At 48.2% G+C, this 22,546-nt stretch carries 20 protein-coding genes; 11 read left to right on the forward strand and 9 right to left on the reverse strand.

The annotated features are described in order from the left end of the window. Positions 1–25: 25 nt before the first annotated feature. Positions 26–304, reverse strand: a complete 279-nt coding sequence (gene ychH / locus B880_RS0118995) for a stress-induced protein YchH (protein ID WP_017349041.1) — start codon at positions 302–304, stop codon at positions 26–28. Between the two features lie 257 nt (positions 305–561). Between ychH and pth the strand changes: the two genes are divergently transcribed. The 4 genes from pth to B880_RS0119015 all read left to right on the forward strand — a co-directional run bounded on the left by pth (position 562) and on the right by B880_RS0119015 (position 4,673). Further along, a complete protein-coding gene (gene pth / locus B880_RS0119000; RefSeq protein WP_017349042.1) occupies positions 562–1,158 on the forward strand; it encodes an aminoacyl-tRNA hydrolase in 597 nt (198 codons plus the stop codon). 92 nt (positions 1,159–1,250) lie between these two features. After that, positions 1,251–2,342, forward strand: coding sequence for a redox-regulated ATPase YchF (ychF, locus tag B880_RS0119005; RefSeq protein WP_017349043.1), 1,092 nt, complete (start codon positions 1,251–1,253; stop codon positions 2,340–2,342). 727 nt (positions 2,343–3,069) lie between these two features. Then, positions 3,070–4,122: a DUF262 domain-containing protein gene (locus B880_RS0119010; RefSeq protein WP_026042773.1), complete on the forward strand. Its 1,053-nt coding sequence runs from the start codon at positions 3,070–3,072 to the stop codon at positions 4,120–4,122. Positions 4,123–4,124: 2 nt separating this feature from the next. Then, the gene (locus tag B880_RS0119015) at positions 4,125–4,673 is read left to right on the forward strand and encodes a hypothetical protein (RefSeq protein ID WP_017349045.1); all 549 of its coding nucleotides are present in this window, start codon (positions 4,125–4,127) and stop codon (positions 4,671–4,673) included. A gap of 268 nt (positions 4,674–4,941) precedes the next feature. Here the strand turns inward: B880_RS0119015 and B880_RS0119020 are convergent, their stop codons facing one another. The 4 genes from B880_RS0119020 to B880_RS0119035 form a co-directional block, all read right to left on the reverse strand. Then, entirely contained in the window at positions 4,942–6,681 is a 1,740-nt protein-coding gene (locus B880_RS0119020; protein ID WP_017349046.1) for an ATP-binding protein, read from the reverse strand. A gap of 1 nt (position 6,682) precedes the next feature. Then, positions 6,683–7,768, reverse strand: coding sequence for an SIR2 family protein (locus tag B880_RS0119025; protein ID WP_017349047.1), 1,086 nt, complete (start codon positions 7,766–7,768; stop codon positions 6,683–6,685). A 170-nt stretch (positions 7,769–7,938) separates the two neighbouring features. Then, on the reverse strand, positions 7,939–9,237 hold the full coding sequence (locus B880_RS0119030; RefSeq protein ID WP_017349048.1) for an McrC family protein: 1,299 nt from the start codon (positions 9,235–9,237) through the stop codon (positions 7,939–7,941). After that, a complete protein-coding gene (locus B880_RS0119035) occupies positions 9,234–11,378 on the reverse strand; it encodes an AAA family ATPase (RefSeq protein ID WP_017349049.1) in 2,145 nt (714 codons plus the stop codon). The genes B880_RS0119030 and B880_RS0119035 overlap by 4 nt, the downstream gene beginning before the upstream one ends. A 528-nt stretch (positions 11,379–11,906) precedes the next feature. Between B880_RS0119035 and B880_RS0119040 the strand changes: the two genes are divergently transcribed. Beyond that, entirely contained in the window at positions 11,907–12,671 is a 765-nt protein-coding gene (locus tag B880_RS0119040) for an LEM-3-like GIY-YIG domain-containing protein (RefSeq protein WP_017349050.1), read from the forward strand. Positions 12,672–12,720: 49 nt separating this feature from the next. Here the strand turns inward: B880_RS0119040 and B880_RS0119045 are convergent, their stop codons facing one another. From B880_RS0119045 to rarD, 4 genes are all read right to left on the reverse strand, one after another. Next, complete coding sequence (locus B880_RS0119045) at positions 12,721–13,122, reverse strand: nuclear transport factor 2 family protein (RefSeq protein WP_017349051.1); 402 nt, start codon at positions 13,120–13,122, stop codon at positions 12,721–12,723. Between the two features lie 205 nt (positions 13,123–13,327). Continuing rightward, the gene (gene yajD / locus B880_RS0119050; RefSeq protein WP_017349052.1) at positions 13,328–13,675 is read right to left on the reverse strand and encodes an HNH nuclease YajD; all 348 of its coding nucleotides are present in this window, start codon (positions 13,673–13,675) and stop codon (positions 13,328–13,330) included. A 219-nt stretch (positions 13,676–13,894) separates the two neighbouring features. Next, positions 13,895–14,659 (reverse strand): SDR family NAD(P)-dependent oxidoreductase, encoded by a 765-nt coding sequence (locus tag B880_RS0119055; protein WP_017349053.1) that lies wholly within the window; start codon positions 14,657–14,659, stop codon positions 13,895–13,897. A gap of 136 nt (positions 14,660–14,795) precedes the next feature. After that, complete coding sequence (gene rarD / locus B880_RS0119060) at positions 14,796–15,683, reverse strand: EamA family transporter RarD (protein ID WP_017349054.1); 888 nt, start codon at positions 15,681–15,683, stop codon at positions 14,796–14,798. Positions 15,684–15,931: 248 nt separating this feature from the next. On the opposite strand from rarD, the gene B880_RS0119065 reads away from it, so the two are divergent. From B880_RS0119065 to gabD, 6 genes are all read left to right on the forward strand, one after another. Further along, positions 15,932–16,282, forward strand: coding sequence for a cupin domain-containing protein (locus B880_RS0119065; protein ID WP_017349055.1), 351 nt, complete (start codon positions 15,932–15,934; stop codon positions 16,280–16,282). A gap of 8 nt (positions 16,283–16,290) precedes the next feature. Continuing rightward, a complete protein-coding gene (locus B880_RS0119070; RefSeq protein WP_017349056.1) occupies positions 16,291–16,650 on the forward strand; it encodes a RidA family protein in 360 nt (119 codons plus the stop codon). 197 nt (positions 16,651–16,847) lie between these two features. Then, positions 16,848–18,239, forward strand: a complete 1,392-nt coding sequence (locus tag B880_RS0119075) for an NAD(P)/FAD-dependent oxidoreductase (RefSeq protein ID WP_017349057.1) — start codon at positions 16,848–16,850, stop codon at positions 18,237–18,239. A gap of 14 nt (positions 18,240–18,253) precedes the next feature. Then, positions 18,254–19,219: an NAD(P)-dependent oxidoreductase gene (locus B880_RS0119080; RefSeq protein WP_026042774.1), complete on the forward strand. Its 966-nt coding sequence runs from the start codon at positions 18,254–18,256 to the stop codon at positions 19,217–19,219. A gap of 80 nt (positions 19,220–19,299) precedes the next feature. Then, positions 19,300–20,961 (forward strand): acetolactate synthase large subunit, encoded by a 1,662-nt coding sequence (locus B880_RS0119085; protein WP_017349059.1) that lies wholly within the window; start codon positions 19,300–19,302, stop codon positions 20,959–20,961. A 28-nt stretch (positions 20,962–20,989) separates the two neighbouring features. After that, a complete protein-coding gene (gabD, locus tag B880_RS0119090; RefSeq protein ID WP_026042775.1) occupies positions 20,990–22,432 on the forward strand; it encodes an NADP-dependent succinate-semialdehyde dehydrogenase in 1,443 nt (480 codons plus the stop codon). Positions 22,433–22,546: the final 114 nt, after the last annotated feature.

A 22,546-nucleotide genomic window follows, 5' to 3' on the forward strand; every position in this document is an offset into this window, starting at 1 on the left:
CACTGCGCCGTTAGCACGAAGAGGCTTAGTGGCTGTGAGGCGATCCACGACGACAACGTTTATCACCGTAATGGCGAATCCAGTAATAACGGTCTTCAACTTTTTCTCGCCCGCTAATACGCGCCCCCGCCAGCCACATCAATGCGCCAATAAAAATGGCAAACATCGCGCCGTGATTGATCATCTCTGGCAGATGAGCAGAAGGTAACTGGTTAGCAATGGAGAACAGCAGCCCGAGGACCATGGTCGCCAGACCGACACACATCAGTGCATTACCTGCTGTACGAGTATGATGACGTTTCATCGTCGACCTCCTTAAAGGTGCAAAATAAATCGCACGTAATGTTAATCTGCCATAAGTTTAGGCAATGACATGACGTAACATTGCGTCGACGATCACATTTCCAGCAGATAAGCTGACGCAACCTTACAGTTACCCGCCTAATTTCATTCAGTTTTCATTAATCACTCCAGGCAACCGTTTAGTGGTTTCAGCCTTTGTCATCCCCCGCCGTGCGCAGTACACTATCGCCCTTTCTTCTTAAGTGCAGGACAGAGATTGTGAGTAGCATTAAACTGATTGTCGGGTTAGCGAACCCCGGAGCTGAATATGCCGCCACGCGCCACAACGCGGGTGCCTGGTATGTGGATCTGCTGGCGCAGCGCTACAATCAGTCCTTAAAAGAGGAAGCGAAATTCTTCGGCTACACGGCGCGCCTGAATATGGCCGGGCATGATGTCCGCCTGCTGGTGCCAACCACCTTTATGAACCTGAGTGGCAAGGCCGTGGGCGCGATGGCGACGTTTTATCGCATCGAGCCGGAAGAGATTTTGGTAGCCCATGACGAACTGGATCTGCCACCGGGTATCGCTAAATTTAAACAGGGCGGCGGTCACGGCGGTCATAACGGTCTGAAGGATATTATTAGCCGTCTGGGCAATAATAATAACTTCCACCGTCTGCGCGTCGGCATCGGCCACCCAGGCGATCGCAACAAAGTCACTGGCTTTGTATTAGGCAAACCGCCTTTAAGCGAACAAAAGCGCATTGATGACGCCATTGACGAAGCGGCGCGCTGCACTGAAGTGTGGCTCAAGGAAGATCGTTTGAAAGCGATGAACCGTCTGCACGCCTTTAAAGCCAGTGAAACGCCCTGAAACCTGCATTTATGTGTATAATGCGGCAAAATTTTTATTCATCCCCAGCATGACATTACGGTGTTGTGCTCATCAGTGAGAAAGGTATATCCATGGGATTCAAATGCGGTATCGTAGGCCTGCCGAACGTCGGTAAATCCACTCTGTTCAACGCGCTGACCAAAGCAGGCATCGAAGCGGCTAACTTCCCCTTCTGCACCATTGAACCAAATACCGGTGTAGTACCGATGCCCGATCCACGTCTGGACAAACTGGCAGAGATCGTGAAGCCACAGCGTGTGATCTCCACCACCATGGAGTTCGTTGACATCGCTGGTCTGGTGAAAGGCGCGTCTAAAGGTGAAGGCCTGGGTAACCAGTTCCTGACCAACATCCGTGAAACAGAAGCCATCGGCCACGTGGTACGCTGCTTCGAGAATGACAACATCATTCACGTTGCGGGCAAAGTTGATCCAGCAGAAGATATCGATACCATCAACACCGAGCTGGCGCTGTCTGACCTGGATACCTGTGAGCGTGCGATTCAACGCGTACAGAAAAAAGCCAAAGGTGGCGATAAAGACGCCAAAGCTGAACTGGCTGCGCTGGAGAAATGCCTGCCACAGCTGGAACAAGCCGGTATGCTGCGCGCCCTTAAACTGGACGCAGAAGAGAAAGCCGCAATCCGCTACCTGAGCTTCCTGACGCTGAAGCCAACCATGTACATCGCCAACGTCAATGAAGACGGTTTCGAGAACAACCCATACCTCGATAAAGTACGTGAAATCGCTGCCGCAGAAGGTTCAGTAGTGGTTGCCGTGTGTGCCGCAGTAGAGTCTGATATTGCCGAGCTGGAAGATGAAGATCGTGCAGAATTCATGGCTGAACTGGGTCTGGAAGAGCCAGGTCTGAACCGCGTAATCCGCGCCGGTTACGAGCTGCTGAACCTGCAAACTTACTTCACCGCTGGCGTGAAAGAAGTTCGCGCATGGACCATCCCAGTAGGCGCTACCGCGCCACAGGCTGCCGGTAAAATCCACACCGACTTCGAAAAAGGCTTTATCCGCGCACAAACCATCGGTTTCGATGACTTTGTTACCTTCAAAGGCGAACAAGGCGCGAAAGAAGCCGGCAAAATGCGTTCAGAAGGTAAAGAGTACATCGTTAAAGATGGCGATGTAATGAACTTCCTGTTTAACGTTTAAGTCTTTTTGGGCCGGGTGAGGTTTTATTGAATCTCATTTACGGCTGGGAAAAGTGTAAAATTAAAATCCACGCAATTGCGTGGATTTTTTGTTTCTATCATCTTGGTGATTCTGAAGACAACCCTGAATGTTCGTAAATATGTGAATTCCATCTTCGTGACAAGTGCTTTAGAGCGTGTAAGAAGTTAACATTAGAACATTCGATTTACGGATAATCTGTGCAACTTACATAAGCACGCAGGTTTTTTATCGACTAGATAGCCTCTACGGCCTTAATCCATGCCCAACATCTTGAAATAGAAGAATATTTGGCATTATTAAACTTCCATTTGGAATAAAGTTGAAGCACATTGATACTGCTGTAGTCAAAGTCTGCCTTGTACCAATATAGGGCGCTCGTATGTCTCGCAATTCTCATTAGAAGACTAAGTATATAGTAATGAGTTCATGTATGAACCCCAAGTGTATATTCATTTATTATTAAGATACTTTGGAAGTAAAAATCATAGCATTTTAATAAATCCTGTAGAATTACTTAATAAGCATGTAATTCATTACCGACCTACAATGATAACCATATAAGCACTAATATAATGTATTAATTATACGTTTCATTTCACTATGGATTTTATTATAGTTGTTGTACTTTTCTCTTTCTGACGTTAAAATGTACAGTGTTAATCATAAAAAATTGAATCGCAATTTTATAAAATATGGAGATTGCACTGTGGCAAAAACGTTAAATTTTGATAGTGATTATAATGATGACTTTGAGTTTTCATCTGAGGATGCATTTTCAAAAATAACAACCTATTCAATTTCATATAGTGTAGCTACACTAATTGATCTCATTCATAACCAAGAGCTTGAATTAGAACCAGAGTTTCAAAGAAACTTTGTGTGGGATAAACGAACAGCTAGCTTATTTATTGATTCTTTATTGATTGGTTTCCCTACGCCTAATTTATTCTTTGGTAGGAATGCAAAGCGGGAAGATTTTATTGTTATTGACGGACTTCAAAGACTTAAAACAATATATTTCTTTATTACAGAAAAATTTTCTACTGGAGAAGGCTTCAAGCTTGAGGGACTAGAAGGCCGCTCTTGGAATGGTCTAAGTTACAAAAATTTGCCCTTAGTTCTTCAGCGAAGATTAAAAAATACAATTCAAAACGCAACTATTATAGATGATATAGAATTTAATCCAAGCATTGTCCATGAATTATTCTATCGAATAAATACAGGAGGAATTCCACTCACAGCTCAAGAGGTCAGGAATTGTGTTTATACAGGAAACTTCAATAAAACACTTCATCGATTGAATCAGTATGAGGCTTGGCGTGAGATTCTAGGAACACTCACCCCTCATGTCAGGTTAGCCGACATTGAATTGATTTTGAGAATTTTAGCATTAATAGATGGGTATGAATATTACCATCCTCCAATGAGTCAGTTTCTCAGTTTCTTTCAGTCAACCCACCGTGATGACTATATGGATAAATATGCTCATTTATTTGAGAGTATATGTGATTTATTATTGTCTAATTTAGATAACGACACTTTTAGACGTAAAGGAGTGATAAAAAGAAATTTACTTGAAACTGTTTTTGTTGCAATAGGGATTTGTATTAAATGGAATTATAAAATTTCCGACATCAGAACTGGATTAGAAATATTTTCTGAAATTATTAATAATGACTTTAGGCTACGTTCGGCTACAACCTCTACCTCGGTGGTACGTGAGAGGATTAATATTGCTCTTGATATTTTCAAGGAGTGACTATGAATTTTAACTCACCGGAAATAACAACTTTTAAAAGCAACCTAGACGGTAGCATTAATGCTGCAATACATCACCGACCTAATTCACATGCTGCCATAAAAGTTCAATCATTATTAGATATAATAGTCTATGTGATGGCATGTAGATTTCTTGAAGCTACTGTAAAACATATTGTTTATAATTGCATGCTAATGCGAGGCACAAACCAAGCCGATTTAGATACATTATCTAGTCGTCTAAAAAGATTCAACAATCCAGAGTTTTCCAATATAAAGGACTTAATTTTAAATGAATTAGGATATGACATTACAAATGACCTAAACACTGGATATCAATCAAGGGATATTTCTTTTTTAAATGAAATTTGTAAAAACAGGCATCGAAATGTCCATGCTAACGAAGATTCTCGGGATTGGTACAATGCCAATAGAAAAACAATGGAAAATTTCGATCAAGAATATGCAGGATTACTTAATATAGTCAGGTATCTCGATGGACTAGTTTTCGATACCGTGAGTAATAGCTATGTAGTACAAATGGCTGTGTAATTAAAATTACATACCGTTCTATATATATTTAAATGTATGTATAGCAATATGATTGGACGGCTGCACTGTGCTCATAGCAGCCTGCTGATGTTGTAGTAGATTGCTTCATGCCGTGAAAGGATGTTGCTAACGTTATAATATATTAATCAGCAAGAGAACTTGACAAACTTAACTATTTTCAAAATTCTTTGAAGGATACAGCATCATTCGAAGACTGACTAAAACAAGCCTAGCTCGCTAAAGCCCCTCGCCGAGGGGCTGTTTTAGATTATGATCTTGTTCTATTTTGTCGACGCATATTTTCTACTGCCAATGCAAAGTCTGTATTGGTAGCATTTTCCTGCCAACGAGACCAAAAATCTATTGTTGCACTTAATGGCTTTTCAATAGGAGGGTCAATTTTAATTCTACTTGGCAGGAGCACTGAGTCACCCACAACCATAGCTTCTCCAACATCCATGATAGGGAGTGCCTCTAAAAGGCTCTCCAAGCTTTCGGGTAGTAATTTACGCACTGTTGCTTGGTCATCCGCGTTCGTTAAACGCAAAGAAATTATGTTGTTACACTGACTAAGAATGGTGGCACTTACATCTGAAGGCCTCTGGCTTACAATCATTAATGCAACGCCATATTTACGTCCTTCCTTAGCGATTTTTTCAAATGCTTCTACCGCTCTGCGTTCAACTGGGTTACCTTCTTTTCTTGGTAAGTATAGATGCGCCTCATCACAGACAAAGGCAACTGGTCTGCGACTCTTCGGATCAGTCCAGAATTGAACTTGATAGATGATACGAGCAACCAAACCAATTATTACTGGAAGTATATCGGCCGGAACCTCTGAAAAGTCGATTACTTTTATGCTTTGCTTTTCATCACCAAATTCCATTAGTTTTTCAGCAATCATACTCAACGAATCGTATTGATTGAATTTATCAGGACTATCAAAGAGGAAACCATAGCGCCGGTCGCTTAAGCGGCTTGCCATACGCACTAGCAGTCTAGAGAATTCGCCATTGAAAGGACCATTTTTAGGGCCTCTTGATCCTTCGACTTTTTCTTCATTTAAATATTCTAGTTTTTCAATGACATGATTTAGAGAATATGGAATTGGACTGTCGAGTGTAAAAGACTGCAACAGATCAGTTCTACCATTCGTTTGTAGAAAAGATTTCTTTTGCTCGGTAATTGCATCTTGAACAACTACAACTTGGTTATGCGCACTAAATTCACTACGATCAACGAATAATGACTGAATCTCTTCCGAATTTAGCAACCAATAAGGTAGGAAAAGTAGTGAATCATCATATATATTAACCTCATCCGGCCCTGGTATTCTCAGTTGTTTTGCATAGGAAAGTTCTTTATATTCACCGTGTAAATCGAACACCACTAGGTTTGAGGATGGTAGTCGCGAACTTCTTTCAAGAATCGAAGCAACAGTCCACGATTTACCTGAACCTGTGCTACCAAGTAGAGCAGCATGTCGCTGAAATAATTTATTACCATCAACATAAGCGCGTGCATTTTCATTTAACTTATAAGATCCTAATTCAAGCGAGTCCTCTCCATTGCCACATTCAGAAATCACGCGCATGAATTCTTCTAGGTGGGCATCTTTAAGTATGTAACATATTGAGTCGATTTCAGGGACGTGATCTAGAGATCTTGAAAACTTATACTTTTGGGCAATTGCATCCCACCGGGCCCCACCCATTAACGTAATCTTGACTGTGTTGACTACGCTATCTTCAAAAGCATCTATCTCGTCAGCATCATCTTCTTGCACTTCTAGGGTAATGGGTTGTGTGACTACTGCTTTGATAACTTTATCAATCATGCCAATGAGCCAACATTCTGTTGCACCGCTGAGTTGCACTGTTACAAGCTGCCCAACTCTGGCCTTACGAAGATCCTTATCACTATTTACCAAAATGGTTACTTTTCTGGTGTCAACTTCACGAATATTTCCAAGAATGTAGCTGTCGTCATTAAAAGTAAAAAGAGCCATGTTATCCCCCTAAGAACTCGCTAGTGAAATCGTCAAAACGCCATAATTCTTTGTCGTCTATGTGAAGCCAGTTTTCAAACTTTGAATTGTAGATTCTGCTTTTATCTGAACTTGTCTGTTTGCAGATAAGCCACATATTTGGGCATTTATCTAGCCATTCCTCGATTCTTAGATTTGAATCCCGAGTGATAACTAATGCACGACACTGATCTTGTTCAAGCTTTTTCCTAAATGCGTTATTTACAAGTTGAGAATCGTTAAAGCCAAATCCTAAAAAAAGAAAACAGGTATGGTTTCCGACAGCGCTATCGTATTCAGCTAACTGAGCCCTATCTTTGTGCAATTTCTGATATTTTGCAGTACCTGGAGTGATCATAGCCCGCACGACGCCTTGAGGTTTGTTGAGAATCCAGCTATTACACTCTATAAGGTGAGAGTCCCATTCAAATGTATTTAACGACCCATGCGGTTTATGTAATCGAACATGTTTGGATTCAACGATTCTTGGTAGTTGTCTCTGCTTGCCTAAACCTTTATGAATAGATTGAACTGTCTTTTTCGCTTCATTCCAATCATAACGTTGAAGAAAACCCCCGTAAAATCCCGTAATATATGGGATCTTATATCGAACTAAGGCGTACTCAGCTAATAAATCGTAATTGGGAGTTGCGACGTGAAGTTGTTTATCAGCCTGAGGCAGTGTCTCTACAAGCTTTTTCAGTAATGAGCCAGCGGGCCAATCACGTACTCCTGAAATGATCTGATGAGCGTGAACGTTGTCGTGGTGAGCAACAAAGTTGGCAGTAAGTTCAACTATTCGAGTGGTAAGTACTTCATCTTTTATGAAGTCCATAGAGGATTCAAAATCATGGCTACCAACATCAAGTGCAGATACAACCTGCTGCCATTGTTGTGTCTGGGCATCTGTCATGCCACTTTTCAGCTTGTCTCGAAGGTGACGCTCTAGTGCTGGCATCCCAAAATTTATATCAAGTGCACATGACGTTCCTGTGCCAAATAAAACAAACGGCTTTTCAGTAAAAAACTCTGCAATCGCTTGATATGCAGATTCCTTTGTCAACTGCATGCCTTCCCCCACTAAAATTATGAAATATCAGTACCTACCACCTAAAAAACTGCCAATTAGCACTTTATTTCTTTACTTTAAGGATTCATTTTTGAATAGCTTCAGGCTATCTGGTGCATTAGTCTCTGAAAAAGACTCTCTTATCTCAAAGCCCACTATCAATCCCTACCTCATTTCAACATATTCCCCGTGATAATCTTAACCAACTGCTCAACAATAACAGCTTCACCTTGGAGCAAATCTATACTCGCTACCTGTAATTTTTCTTCGCCCGCTAAGATCTTATAATTTTCATCCAGACATTGAGCGCCCAGCCCCGAATGATGCGGATAAAGAAGCGTAACTTGAGGGCACTGATAAATCTGGGCATAGGCCATCATCTGGTAAACATCAGCCGACGAAACCCCTTTTTTGGTATCTTCGGAATGAGGCTCAATACACTTCCATTTAGTATCTATTATCATAATAATCTTTTGATCACGTTCGATAATAAGATCCGGGCGGGTCTGAAACCTCGGTTTACCCTCTTTTTTATCTTCAATCAAACAATACAATCTGCCAGCCTGTGCACGGACTATCGATTCCGTATCGCGGACAGCACGCTTAGCTAGTGCCGCGATATAGGCCTCAAACAAATCGTTCATTGGGAAAAGCAGTGTGATGCCTTTCTGCGCCTGGTTATCGTGATGCGTGGCCTGCCAATCACGTTTCAAAAGGAGGCGCGCCAGATCGTAAAGCATTTCCCAACGGTGATTGGTCCTATCGATCCGCACCTGTGACCACTGAAGTCGACCTACTGGAATATCACTAATATTCACCAAAAGGTTTCGCAACTCGTTCAGACAACGGATTGTATCCGCTGCTCGGGCATATTGCCGAAGCATAACTACGCATGCCTTCATGATACGCATCAAGGCGGTATCGGCCGAAAGTTCATCATAATGGCAGGCGAGACTGTCAGGACGTACGGCAAGTGCCGTGAACTGCCGCTTAATATTCAACCTTCCACGTAATGCTGGTAAATCGTCTTCCTGAGCCAGATAGGCACGAGGTAGCCCCCGATGTACTTCAGCTAACAAGCGCTCGGCAAAAAGACGGATAAGTATTTCAAGCAAATTTCCCGACTGTCTGGCCATTGTTGCAGCCTGCCCATGGCCGAGTTTAAGTCCAAAGGCAACGTCAAGCATACGAATCAGACGGTGTCTGAGTTCCGCATCAGGTTCTTTCGTCCTGGCATCGATTTTAGGCAGGATTTCAATGCTACACCCCGTTGCAGCAATAACCCCAACCATTTGTTTGGCGAATATTCTGCTGTGTCGATCAATCAGAATATTCGTGCCGTGTTGATTTGCTAATGGATGTGAACGCGCCACTGCAAGCAGCGCGTTCGCCTGAGTGCGTGTAAACGCATGAGGGGTATTTACGCCTACACTGACGCTACCCCATTCGTGAACCGTGAGATGTGTCATTCTTCTGGTTCACTGGCCATCTTGGCATCAGTTGCATTCAACGTACTGGCTTTCCCTAATAGTTGATAAAAGGCGTCATCCTTAAACTCTTTACGTACCGACCAGCTAGATAATAGATCTCCGTCTATCCCTGGCGGTGGTGAAATCTCTATTTTCTGCATAAATCCGTCGCCCAGCACTGCCGCGATTCGCCCCCAATCCTCAAAGAAATATTCCTGTAGTAGAGGAATAACCTTATTGCGTACGGCATCTTCAATCTCTTGCCTGGTTTCACACTTAATGAAGAAAGCATGACCAATACGATATTCCCTGCCGATAAGATACTCAATTCTCTGATTGATGGTACCCAGGACAGCGCGAAGATCTATTCTGTCTACTACAGGTAACAGGCTGGCGTCAGGAGCCATTTCACGGAAGTTGAAGCGTCGCCGTAATGCCGTATCAAGCAAAGCGATAGAGCGATCGGCGGTGTTCATTGTACCGATGATGTGAAGGTTAGCGGGAACGCCAAAGTCTTTCTTTTTCGAATAGGGCAGCGTCACGGTAAGTGCATCAGGCATTCCCAGACGTTTGTCCGGCTCGATTAAAGTAATCAGTTCACCGAATACTTTCGAGATATTCGCCCGGTTGATCTCATCAATAATCAGGACGAACTGATCTGTCTTCCCTTCAGCATCTGCAAGGGTGTTTGGGTTCTCTTTACTCGAGAGCAGTCGAGCAAGCGCCAGGAGATTCACACGATTGGTCGGGAGCGAATAGAGCGTCCGCATTGCGAAGTTACCATCAACGATAGTATCGAGTGGTAGCGGTTCATCGAGATCCAGTAACCAACGTACAGATCGTCGATGAGCATAGTAACCCTCGGCTTCAGGAACAAAATAGTAATCACCAGTGACTTCGGCGATAGCACGAAACGCGGTGTTACCATAAGGCACAATGACGATATCTCCGGGCTTCATCTCGCAACGGAAGGGATAGGTTTGCGTCCAGTTACTTGGCGTTCGATTATCTGGATTTTTTTCAATCCATTCGGCATGGATCGCATTGAACGATGAAAACCTACTCGCACTCCAGTCAATGTTTCCTCCCCAACCCAATGCGATATAGTTGTTAGCCAGCGCATCTTCATAAACATCATCTTCTGTGCCAATAGCTCCCTGCCCCATTTTCCAGAAGCGCCTTTGGGACAGTTCGACTGCCGGGGCATCAGTCTGCACGCGAGGTTGTGTTCTGGCCTGATCGGCAAGGGCACAAATTTCTCTGAAGATCCCCGGCGTAGGTGCAAGTCTGAACCCTGTAGATGCAGAGCCCTCTTCACCGAGTTCTGGACGAAGACCCTCAACAAAAGTTTCGTAATCATAACTCTGATGGAAAGTGACGAAAGCGATCCTCTTTTCGGCTACTAGTTCGTTATAACGCGCCATCAGCCCAGCTCGTGTGGAGTAGTCAGTTTTTCCATCACAGAGTACTACGGCTTCTCTCGCCGTCTGATACGTTTTACCGGTACCCGGAGGCCCGTAAAGAATAAGGTTAGTTGGCGTTGGTTTATTCTGAGACACCAGTTGGTCTCCTTCCTTGAGCTTAAAAGTATATTTCCGCATATTGCTATTTACAGGGCCTTGCGTTTCTGGGGGGCTAACATCAGCCAGTTCGTGAAATTTTGTCCCATCGAGAGCCTGACAGATACTCGGCCATGCCATCTTGAGCCCCATTTCGGTATTTAAATCGCCAACGATCACAGTTACGCTATCATCACCGCGTTCGCGGGCTGGGCTGATGTAGTTTTCAAGAACGTAGTCCCGAATTTCGTCGGCTTGAGAGTCATCGCCGCCAAGAAAACGCCCATATTGCCCAAGCCAGCTGTTCCAGCTAGACAGGCGATTAAGCGGTTGTTCTGAATCAGGCATTAACAGCCGATAATCGCTGCCACCGTCTATAGCATTGCGACGGATCTGTTTGATGCGGAGTTGTAATTGCGCAAAACCATCTGCTGAATAGGCAGCATCCAGGTCCAGGTAAGGAGATCCCAGCGCAGTAAGATTTTTTTCAATAGTTTTGACCGCATAAACACGTGTGTTGAGACCGGCTCTAGTTTTGGCACCTTTTATTTCCAGCCATTCCCGAAATTCAGCTTCACGCATCCCCGATCTCCTGCCATTTAAGATTGAGCCACTAGTCGCTGTCATCATGGATAACAGGAATGACAACAAGAGCATTATTTAACTTAGGCGAGATCATTATGCCCCACCCGCCCCCTTGCGCATACAATTAAAAATCAGCGCTTATTCATAATGCCATCTGTTTTTAAGCCAATATATCTGGATTATTCTTAGCCTCATTTTCTACCCTCTGAAAAACAAGTCGCAATTTTATAACAATCAACCAATTCAAGCCTTTGATTTACAGGCATATTACTTATTACACAAAACCCTCCCCCCCCCCTGCAACCACACCATTCATTTATCCCCGCCAACACCACCAGCCACTTTTTCGTTCTTGTCAACTCCCAAAAATGATATTAACCACCTTACTCTCACCAGCCAATGAAACCTCATAATTCCCGTACTGCCACCAAGTGAAAAATCCGCATATTTACCACCTCCCCTATAAAGTTTATGCCGCCGCTGCCGATAACCCTCCCAAAGCCCCCATAAAAAGGAATTAACCCCATGCAGGATATTTCTAAATACTCACGGTCATTAGCCATGGCTGATACCTATGTGTATGCCTTTTACGACACTGGCGATGAGACTAAAAAGCCGTTTTATATTGGTAAAGGGAAAGGCAGTCGCTGCCTCGATCACATCAAACACCCTGATGACTCGCCGAAATCAAAACGTATTCAGGCTCTGGCGGCCATGAACCGGCTCGGTATCGATATTCTGCGCCATGGTATGGATGAGAAAACGGCGAAGCTGGTTGAAGCAACCTGTATTGATCTGCTGGGGGTGGGTGAACTGACGAATAAAGTCCGGGGCAGCAGTTCTCTAATGGGGCGCATCACGCTGGATGAGTTTCATCACCTGGTGTTGCAGGAAGAGACAGAGATCGCGCCTGAACATGCCGGGCTCGCCTTCTTGCTGAACACCACCTACAAGTCGGGCATGAGCAGTCTGGCGCTGTATGAAGCGACTCGCGGTGTATGGGCAAAGATCCCGAAAAATGAAAACCTGAAATTTGCCTACGCAACCTATGAGGGACTGATTATGGAGGTCTACTCCATTCATAGTTGGGTTAAAGCAGGCACGCAGCAATACTTCACTCGCGAGTTAACGATCAAAGAAGATACGCAGCGTTCAGAGTTTATTGGCCGCATCGCGCCGCAAGCGGTCAGAGATCTCTATGTGGGTAAACTGATCAAAAAACCGCGTAGCCACGGCAACCCGTTTGTAAAAGTGGGTGTGATGGCGGCGGAAATAGCCGTCGAAGGTTAGCGGCAACGCTGATTGCTGGCCCGACGTACGCACGGGCCAGACGCCAACACTACACCGCAGCCTGAGCCACCGCAAAACTATCTTCAAACATACGAAAACGGGTAATTTCACCCTGCTCAACCGTGAAATCGAGGCAGAACTCCGTCTCCATCAGCTTACCGGTTTTAATCATCCGGGAGGCCAGTTTTCCGACGGCGAGTACCCGGTTGCCCTGGGTTAAAATATCATCCACCGAAAAGGCTTCTGATAAGAGATATTCCCTGATTTGAGCATAGAATTCCGCCGCGCCGGCTTTGCCCTTTTTACGGCCAATCCACGGGACGTTGCGGGTATCTCCGGCCACATACCAGTCGACTTGCTCACTGAATAACGCACCGATATTTTCTACTGGCTCACCGCCACCTACCCGACGAAAAAATTCATCAATTACCGCGCGAGATGTGCTGCTCATAGTCCGTTCCTTAACCCTTAAAGTAGGCGTAGCAAGCTTAATAACCACCGCCACGCGGAGATAACACCTGGGCATAATAGGTTATCCACCACCGGGCAACTTCGCAGTTTCTGCCTTTCTCTCAGGGCTTAGGCGGACACCAGAAAAGACTCAGGCCCACTGGAGAGTGGGCCTGGCAGGTTCAGCGATAAACCACGCGGTAAACTTATTTCTTTTTATTCAGCATCGCTTTTAAATCGGCAAACGGGTTATGGGTGGCTGTCCCCATATCCTTTTGTGCGTCTTCACCGGCCACCACGCTGGTGCCGTACTGATCCGCTTCCGTGTATTTGGAGTGTTCGTGATCGTGGCAATAGAGACACAGCAGTTCCCAGTTACTGCCATCTTCCGGGTTATTGTTGTGATCGTGGTCGATGTGGTGAACGGTTAATTCACGCAGGTTGGAGTAGACGAACTCGCGTGCGCAGCGTCCGCAGACCCACGGATAGATTTTTAACGCTTTTTCGCGGTAGCCACTCTCCAGCCGCGCATAGTTTTTCGGGATAAAAGCCATTGCCGTTATTACCTGTGTTCAGGAAGGATAAACAAATTATGCAGGCAGGCTAGCTGGCTTAACCCGCCACTTCAAGTGGCAATTGCGGGCAGATAGCGGTTAATCGAGCTGCCTGGCATTTTTCCCCTGACAATCGGTGAGTTTTAGCTCTGCATCAGCGCTAACGGGCGGATAAAGGCGATAAAAAGCCCGCCATGGCGGCAGGCTGGAAACAAAAAATCAGGCCTGTTTAGGCTGACCGTTGGAAGCAGTAAGCCCCCCATCAACGGGGAGATTCACCCCCGTGATGTAACGAGCGTCATGGCTGGCAAGGAAAGCGATGGCGCTGGCAATCTCTTCAGGCTGCCCTGCTTTACGTAACGGGATGCGATCGTAAAACTTATTGAGCAACGCCTTGTCATCTTTGATCTCATCCGCCATGTCAGTCAGGGTAAAGCCTGGGCACACCGCGTTAACCCGCACCCCGTCAGCACCGTAATCCATCGCCAGGGCGCGGGTAAAGTTCGTCACCGCCCCTTTCGCTGCGTTGTACACGCTCATGCCCCAGTCGCCACCTAAACCCGAGACCGAGGAGGTGTTCACCACGTTGCCCTGAGTCTTGAGCAGCGCAGGCATGAAGTAGTGCGTACAGTAGAAAACGCCGTCGAGGTTGGTATTCATCAGGCTTTTCCAGTCCTCTACCGACACCTCATGGGCTTTTCCCTGCACCACGGTGCCCGCATTATTGACCAGCACATCCACCCGACCAAAAGTGCTGATCACTTTTTCTGCCAGTGATTTCACTTGCTCAGCGTCACCCACGTCACAAGGCACCGCCAGGTGGCGACCTTGTTCCAGCGTATCAAGGATTTTATCCAGCTTTTCACGCGTTCTGCCTACCAGCACCACCGTGGCACCTTCGCTGGCAAACCGCTGAGCGGTCGCCGCACCAATGCCAGATCCTGCTCCGGTAATCACCACAATCTTGTGTGTAAAGCGCGTCATAATGCCTCCTGTGTTGAACGCCTGTCGCCATTAAGCCTGGCAGCCATGCGGGTGAATTCAAGCACAATGGTGACAAAAATCAGCTATACCCTTGTTTTAATGCCTTATTTTCTGGTGATTTTTGCGCTGAGTTATCTTAATACTTCCGGCGACCACGCAGCAGGACATTCGCGATCCCATCCAGTGCCAACAGCCCCACCGCACCCCAGATAGCGAGGTACATCGGCCATTCTCGTGCGGCGATGGATTCCCCCAGCAGCAGCGCCACGAAAACCAGTAATACCGGCTCGACATAACCCATCAAACCGAACACCGTAAACGGCAATAACCGGCTGGCGGTGATGTAAACCATAAAGGCAACGGCGCTGCACAGGCCGATAGCCAGAATGGCAAGATGCGCCGAAACCGACAGAACCGGCGTCCTGGTGATAACTTCGCCGCCCCAGACACACCAGACTGCAAAGGGCAACATCAGCAGCATATCCAGCCACAAACCGCCCAGATTGCTGGTGCCCAGTGCACGGCGCAGTACAAAGTAGGCGGTGAAGCCGACAGAGACGGTCAGGGCTTCCCACGAGAAGCCGCCCACCTGATACAGCTCATACAGGATGCCGCACGCCGCCACAAACGCTGCGGTGCCTCGCAGCACGGAGAGTTTTTCTTTGTAAAACAGTCGACCCACTAACAACAGCACCAGCGGCAGTAAAAAATTTCCCAACGCCACGTTCATGCCACGTCCGTTAAGCGGTGCCCAGATAAACAGCACCTGCTGCACCGTCATCAAAGCGCTGCTCAGCAGAATCCCCAACGCTAATGCCGGTTGCGCCACAATACGCACCATAATGGCGGTCACCGCCCGCCAGTGACCGCTCACCAGCAGGCACACCGTCATGATGGGAACGGAAATCAGCGTACGCCAGCCATACAGCTCAAAGCCATTGATGCCGGGGATCAGCGCCGAGAGATAATACTGCACGGCAAATAGCACCGATGCCAAAAGAGATAAAGCGATACCCTGGTACATGTAACCTGCCGAAAAACGATGAAATAACCGGACGGACTGAACAGTCCTGTACGCGCGTGATTTAATGCTAATTGCCTTCAGTTGTCACGCAATTAAACGCGACAAATTTAATGCTGGCTCACGCATCGCTGAAAAATTTTAAAAAGCTCCTAATTATCGTCATTTTCTTTATATGTCGCATTCAAAGCATCGTGCACGCTTAACGGCCAACGTTACATAAAAAAGTCATAACCCAATGAGGAATAATCATGACCGGTAAAATAGCCGTGGTAAAAAAAGCCGACACCGCAGTAATTGCAACCGACACCGCCGCTAAATTTCCCCTGAGCGAGTTAATTGCCTCCCAGGGCAGCGCACAACATCAGGAAGCGCCAGAGATCGGTGCCAGTACAGGGGTGTGGGAAAGTACGCCAGGGGTGTTTCGCCGCTATCTGAAAAACCGCGAATTCAGCCACATCATCAGCGGATGGTGCATTTTCACCCCAGATGAAGGCGAACCGGTGGAGCTAAGGGCGGGAGATGCGGTGTTGTTCCCGGAAAACTGCGAAGGCGTCTGGGATATCAAAGAGACGCTACGTAAAACCTACCTCCTGTTCTGAGTGCCTTGATGAGCCAGATTACACGTATCAAGGGGAGCCACCGTGCGGCATCGCTGGTCATTGCGGGTGCCGCAGTCACTACCTCTGGACTGGTCGCCACCGCTGAAGACGCAGTGGATATTCGTACGCAGACGCGCTCAGTGTTAAGCCAGGCCGAAGCACTCTTTTCCCGCGCGGGTCTGAGAAAATCGGATATTACGCGGGTGCAAATATGGTTGGCTGATATGGCCGACTTTCCAGCCATGAATGAAATTTATGATGCCTGGGTCGATCCTGAACATGCCCCGGTTCGCGCCTGCGTAGGCGCAGCCCTGGCTAATAAACACTATCTTATTGAGATTCAGGTTTACGGTTATCAACCCGATTAACGGTGAGCACAAAAGCGGACTATTGTTGATTAGCCGACGCCTGCGTCGGCTTTTTTATTATTACGGCCAAAAGAGAGTTACGTCACACAATTTAAAATACGCCAGCCTGTTATAAAAACTGTCTTAATTATGATAGTTGTTCACCTCACCTCACCAGATAATTCACGCATCGATAACATCTTTTGAGGCATTAACTCATGTACCGTGGATTCTGGTATGCGCAGGCGCTCGATCTGGAGAGCGCCCTGGCTCCCCAACTAAAAGAACACACCAAAGCAGATGTCTGTATTATCGGCGGCGGTTTTCTCGGCCTCTGGTCTGCTATTCGCCTCAAAAAAGCGCACCCGGAACTGGACATCGTCCTGATTGAAAAAGATCGCTGTGGTTCCGGGGCCAGTGGCCGTAATGGCGGCCTGGCGAATAACTGGTGGGCGAAATACCTGTCACTGATGAGTATTTGCGGCGAAGAAGAGGCGCGTCGTATTTGTGAAGCGGCGGAATCTGCCATTGATGAAATTGGCGATTTTTGTCAGCAGCATAATATTGACGCTCAGTATCGTAAGGATGGCTGGCTGTGGACCGCCAGTAACCCGCGCCAGCACAACAGCTGGCGGGTACTCACCGACAGCCTGGAAAAATACCAGGCAAACCCGTTTATTGAAATAACGCCTGAAGTGGCGCGCAGTAAATCAGGATCGCCACGTACCCTGTCCGGTATTTTCGATCCTAATGCCGCAACGGTGCAACCCGCGATGCTGGCGCGGGGTTTGCGTCGCGTAGCGATTGAGCTTGGCGTGCGAATTTATGAAAAAACGCCGCTAACACGTCTCGAACGCGGCAAACCACCCATCGTGCATACTGAAAAAGGCAGCGTGAAAGCGCGCAAAGTGGTTATCGCCATGAATGCCTGGGGCGCTCAGTTCCCCGAGTTGAAACGCATGATTGTGGTGATGTCTAGCGACATGGTTGCCACCGCGCCCATGAAAGCGCGCCTCGATGCCACCGGATTTAACGATGGCGTCTGCGTAACCGACTCCCGCACGGTGCTCAACTACTGGCGCAACACCCCCGATGGCCGCATCGTTTTTGGCAAGCCACTGGGACAATTCGCCTATGCCTCACGGATTGGCGACCTGTATGACCGCCCATGCCCGGCCGCTGAAGGCGTCACGCGGGAGCTGCGTTCCTTTTACCCCAGCCTGGCCGATGTGCCGGTCGTCAGCAGCTGGACCGGTCCGCTAGACCGCGCCATGAAGGGACTCCCCAACTTTGGCTTCCTCGGCGGCCATGGTGACATTGTCTATGGCATTGGTTTTTCCGGTAACGGCGTCGCGACCACGGTGTTCGCCAGCCGCATTATCAAATCGCTGGTGCTCGAAACCCACGATGAGTGGTCGCGCTGTGGCCTGGTGGATCAAAAAGTGAAGCTGCTCCCGCCAGAGCCGTTCCGCTTTGTTGGCACACGCATGGTGCGTAATGCCCTGGTACGTAAAGAGTCGTTAGAAGACAGCGATCGTGATGCGGATGTCATCACCCAATTTCTGACCACGCTGGCGCCGGCGGGTTATGTGCCGAACAAGAAAAAGTAATGCGCGAGGTAAGCATGTCACATCACGTTGTATTTCTGGATAATGAAGGGATTGCCCCTTCCGTGAAAATACCCGAGCTCTCCTTTGCCCATACGTGGGAATCTTATGGCTACACCGCCAATGAGGATGTGGTTCAACGACTACAAAACGCCACGGTGGCCTTGACCTGTAGCGTGCCGCTGCGCGCTGAGCATTTGCGGCAGTTGCCCAAACTGAAAATGATCTCGCTCGCCCTCACCGGCACCGATATCGTCGATATGGACTACTGCCAACGACACGGCATCACCGTGACCAACGTGCCTGGCTATGCATCCAACACGGTGGCGGAACATGTGGTCGGCGCGATTTACGAACTGTTTCGTCGCACCAGTGGCTACAGCCAGTTAATGCAACGTGTATATCGTGGCAACGTGACCGCTAAAAATATCTATTTTGATTATCGCGTCCGTGACGTTGCGGGAAAAACACTGGGAATTATTGGCACAGGCCCGATTGCACAACGCCTTGACCAGTTGGCAACCCAGATCGGCATGCACGTGTTGTTTGATGACCGAAATGGTTCCCTGCAAGGCAGCCGTTATATTTCCCGTGAGACGTTACTGCGTAACTGTGATGTAATTTCGGTGAATGTGCCGCTGACCCGCGAAACACACAATATGATCGATGCCGCTGAACTTAATTTAATGAAAACCGATGCCATTATTATTAATACCGCTCGCGGCGGAATTATTAATGAAGCCGCACTGATTAATGCCATGCAGCGCGGGACGATTGGCGGAGCAGCGATTGATGTGGTGGTGAATGAACCGATCACTGCGGATGAACCGCTGCTGGCACTCACTGAAATGCCGAATTTCATTTTGACCCCGCACATGGCGTGGAGCAGTGAGGACGCGATGCAAACATTAATCAGCACCTCGGTAAATAATATTAATGCCTATATTCATGCTCTGTTACCGGCAAAGACCATCGAAGCTTAAATAACAAACATTAAAAGGCGTGGAAATGAATACCTGCGCCCTCTCTCCTGCTTAATATCACCCCAAAGGGTAAATGCATCATGATTAAAGCTGCGGATTTAGTCGTAAAATGCCTGGAAAACGAAGGCGTAGAATATGTCTTTGGCATCCCCGGCGAAGAGAACCTGGATTTACTTGAATCCCTGCGACAATCCAGCATCAGGTTGGTCCTGACCCGTCATGAACAGTCAGCGGGATTTATGGCCGCGACTTACGGTCGACTCACTGGACGTACTGGCGTGAGCCTCTCCACCTTAGGCCCAGGAGCCACCAATCTGGTGACCGCAGGAGCCTATGCCTGGTTGGGTGGGATGCCCATGTTGATGATTACCGGCCAGAAACCGATTAAGAAGTCAAAACAGGGTCGCTTCCAGATTTTAAACGTGGTGAATATGATGGAGCCCGTCACCAAATATACCCACCAGTTTGCCTCGGCAGATAACATTCCCTCGCGGGTGCGCGAAGCCTTCCGTCTGGCTGAGGAGGAAAAACCCGGCGCGGTGCATCTCGAACTGCCTGAAGATATTGCCGCCGAACTCACGGAAAGCCGCCCAATCCCCCCCAGTCTGCACCGCCGCCCGGTCGCTGAGCAAAAATCCATCGCCGCCGCCGTGGACAAGCTTAAAAGCGCGCGTTCACCTGTGCTGGTGATTGGAGCCGGTGCGAATCGTAAACTCACCGCCAGGGTGCTGACTCAGCTGATTGCCACCACCGGCATTCCCTTTGTCACCACGCAGATGGGGAAAGGTGTGGTTGATGAACGCGATCCCCGCTTCCTCGGTAACGCTGCGCTTTCCGCCGGTGACTTTGTCCATCGAGCGATCGAAGCCGCCGATTTGATCGTCAATATCGGTCATGATGTGATTGAAAAACCGCCCTTCTTTATGCAACAAGGCGGAACCGAAGTGATCCACGTAAATTTCCGCTCTGCTGAGGTCGATCCGGTCTATTTTCCGCAGATCGAAGTGATTGGCGATATCGCCAATACCGTCTGGCAACTGACCGAAGCGTTGCGGAATACCGCGCACTGGGATTTCACCCGCCTGCTGCAAATTCGTGAAGCTAATGAAGCCCATCTCACCGAAGGTAGTGACGATAATCGCTTCCCGGTTTATCCGCAGCGCCTGGTTGCTGATGTGCGTAAGGCTCTGCCGTCAGAGGGCATTGTTGCCCTGGATAATGGCATTTATAAGATCTGGTTTGCCCGCAATTACAAAGCCCATAAACCTAACACGGTGCTGCTGGACAACGCGCTGGCAACCATGGGGGCGGGTCTGCCTTCGGCCATGGCAGCACACCTGGTTTACCCAGAAAAACCCATTCTGGCGGTATGTGGTGATGGCGGCTTCATGATGAACAGCCAGGAGCTGGAAACCGCTATACGGCTGAAAATGAACCTGACGGTGCTCATCCTGCGTGATGATGGCTACGGCATGATCCGCTGGAAGCAGTCAAATATGGGCTTTGCCGATTTTGGCCTTGATTACGGCAATCCCGATTTCGTCCTCTATGCTGAATCTTATGGCGCGCAGGGGCACCGCATTGCGCAAGCAGGTGATTTACTGCCGCGGCTACAACACTGCCTGACCACACCCGGCGTCCATCTCATTGATTGCCCGGTCGACTATTCAGAGAACGATCGCATTCTGAATACTGAACTCAAAGCACGCAGCGCCGCCATTTGCAACCCGCGTTCTTGCTGAATTAACCCGTTAAAGAAGGGACATGATTATGCAACTGAAAGATATTGCCTTATTTCGCCAGCAGGCCTATATCAATGGGCAATGGCTGAATGCCGACAGTGGCTTAACCACCGAGGTGACCAATCCGGCGACCGGTGAAGTCATCGGCACCATTGCCAAAATGGGGGCAACAGAAACCCATCGCGCCATTGACGCAGCCAGTGCGGCCCTCCCCGCATGGCGAGCCCTGACCGCCAAAGCGCGCTCAGAAAAGATCCGCCGTTGGTATGAGTTGATGCTGGAGAATCAGGAGGATCTCGCCCGCTTAATGACCATTGAGCAGGGTAAACCGCTGGCCGAATCCCGTGGGGAAATCACCACCGCCGCCAGCTATCTGGAGTGGTTCGCTGAAGAGGGCAAACGTATCTATGGCGATACCATCCCCGGCCATCAGGCGGACAAACGCTTGCTGGTGATCAAACAACCGATTGGCGTGACCGCCGCCATTACCCCGTGGAATTTTCCCTCGGCAATGATTACTCGCAAGGCCGGGCCAGCGCTGGCCGCAGGCTGCACCATGGTATTGAAACCCGCCTCACAGACCCCCTACTCGGCGTTAGCCCTGGCGGAGTTGGCGGAGCGTGCCGGGATCCCCGCAGGCGTATTCAGCGTGATCACCGGCAGCGCAGGGGACATCGGCGGTGAATTGACCCGCAACCCGATCGTGCGCAAGCTGACGTTTACCGGCTCAACCGATATTGGGCGTCAGCTGATTGCGGAGTGCGCACAGGACGTGAAAAAGGTCTCAATGGAGCTTGGCGGCAATGCGCCGTTTATCGTGTTTGAAGATGCCGACCTGGACAAAGCCGTAGAGGGGGCGCTGATCTCTAAATTCCGCAACAACGGCCAAACCTGCGTATGCGCTAACCGTATCTATGTACACGATAGCGTTTACGACCTGTTCGCGGAAAAATTACAGGCTAAAGTGGCTGAACTGACCATTGGCAATGGCCTGGAGCACGGCATCACCACCGGCCCGCTAATCGATGAGAAGGCCCTTGCCAAAGTGCGCGAGCATATTGACGATGCAGTGAGCAAAGGGGCGAAAGTCCTCAGCGGGGGACAGTTGATTCGCGGCAATTTCTTCCAGCCCACCATTTTAACCGAAGTCCCGCAGAGCGCGCTGGTGGTCCGCGATGAAACCTTTGGTCCGCTGGCCCCATTGATTCGCTTTACCCGCGATGAAGACGTGGTCGCCCAGGCTAATGACACGGAGTTCGGTCTCGCTTCCTATTTCTACACCAGAGATGTGTCTCGCATCTTCCGCGTAGCGGAATCACTGGAGTATGGCATGGTGGGCGTCAATACCGGGTTAATTACCACCGAAGTTGCGCCTTTTGGCGGCGTTAAAGCTTCCGGTCTGGGCCGTGAAGGGTCTAAATACGGCATCGAAGATTACCTGGAAATTAAATACATCTGCCTTAGCATCTGAGGCTGAATAAATAACACCATGGCCGGTTATCCCGTATTAACCGGCCATGGTAATTCTGACCGCTGAATATTCATCAACAACAATTTATTCGCTTATCGAAGCAGGCTGGCGTAC

It is taken from the genome of Pantoea sp. A4 (assembly GCF_000295955.2).
In the GTDB taxonomy this organism is placed as follows: domain Bacteria; phylum Pseudomonadota; class Gammaproteobacteria; order Enterobacterales; family Enterobacteriaceae; genus Pantoea; species Pantoea multigeneris.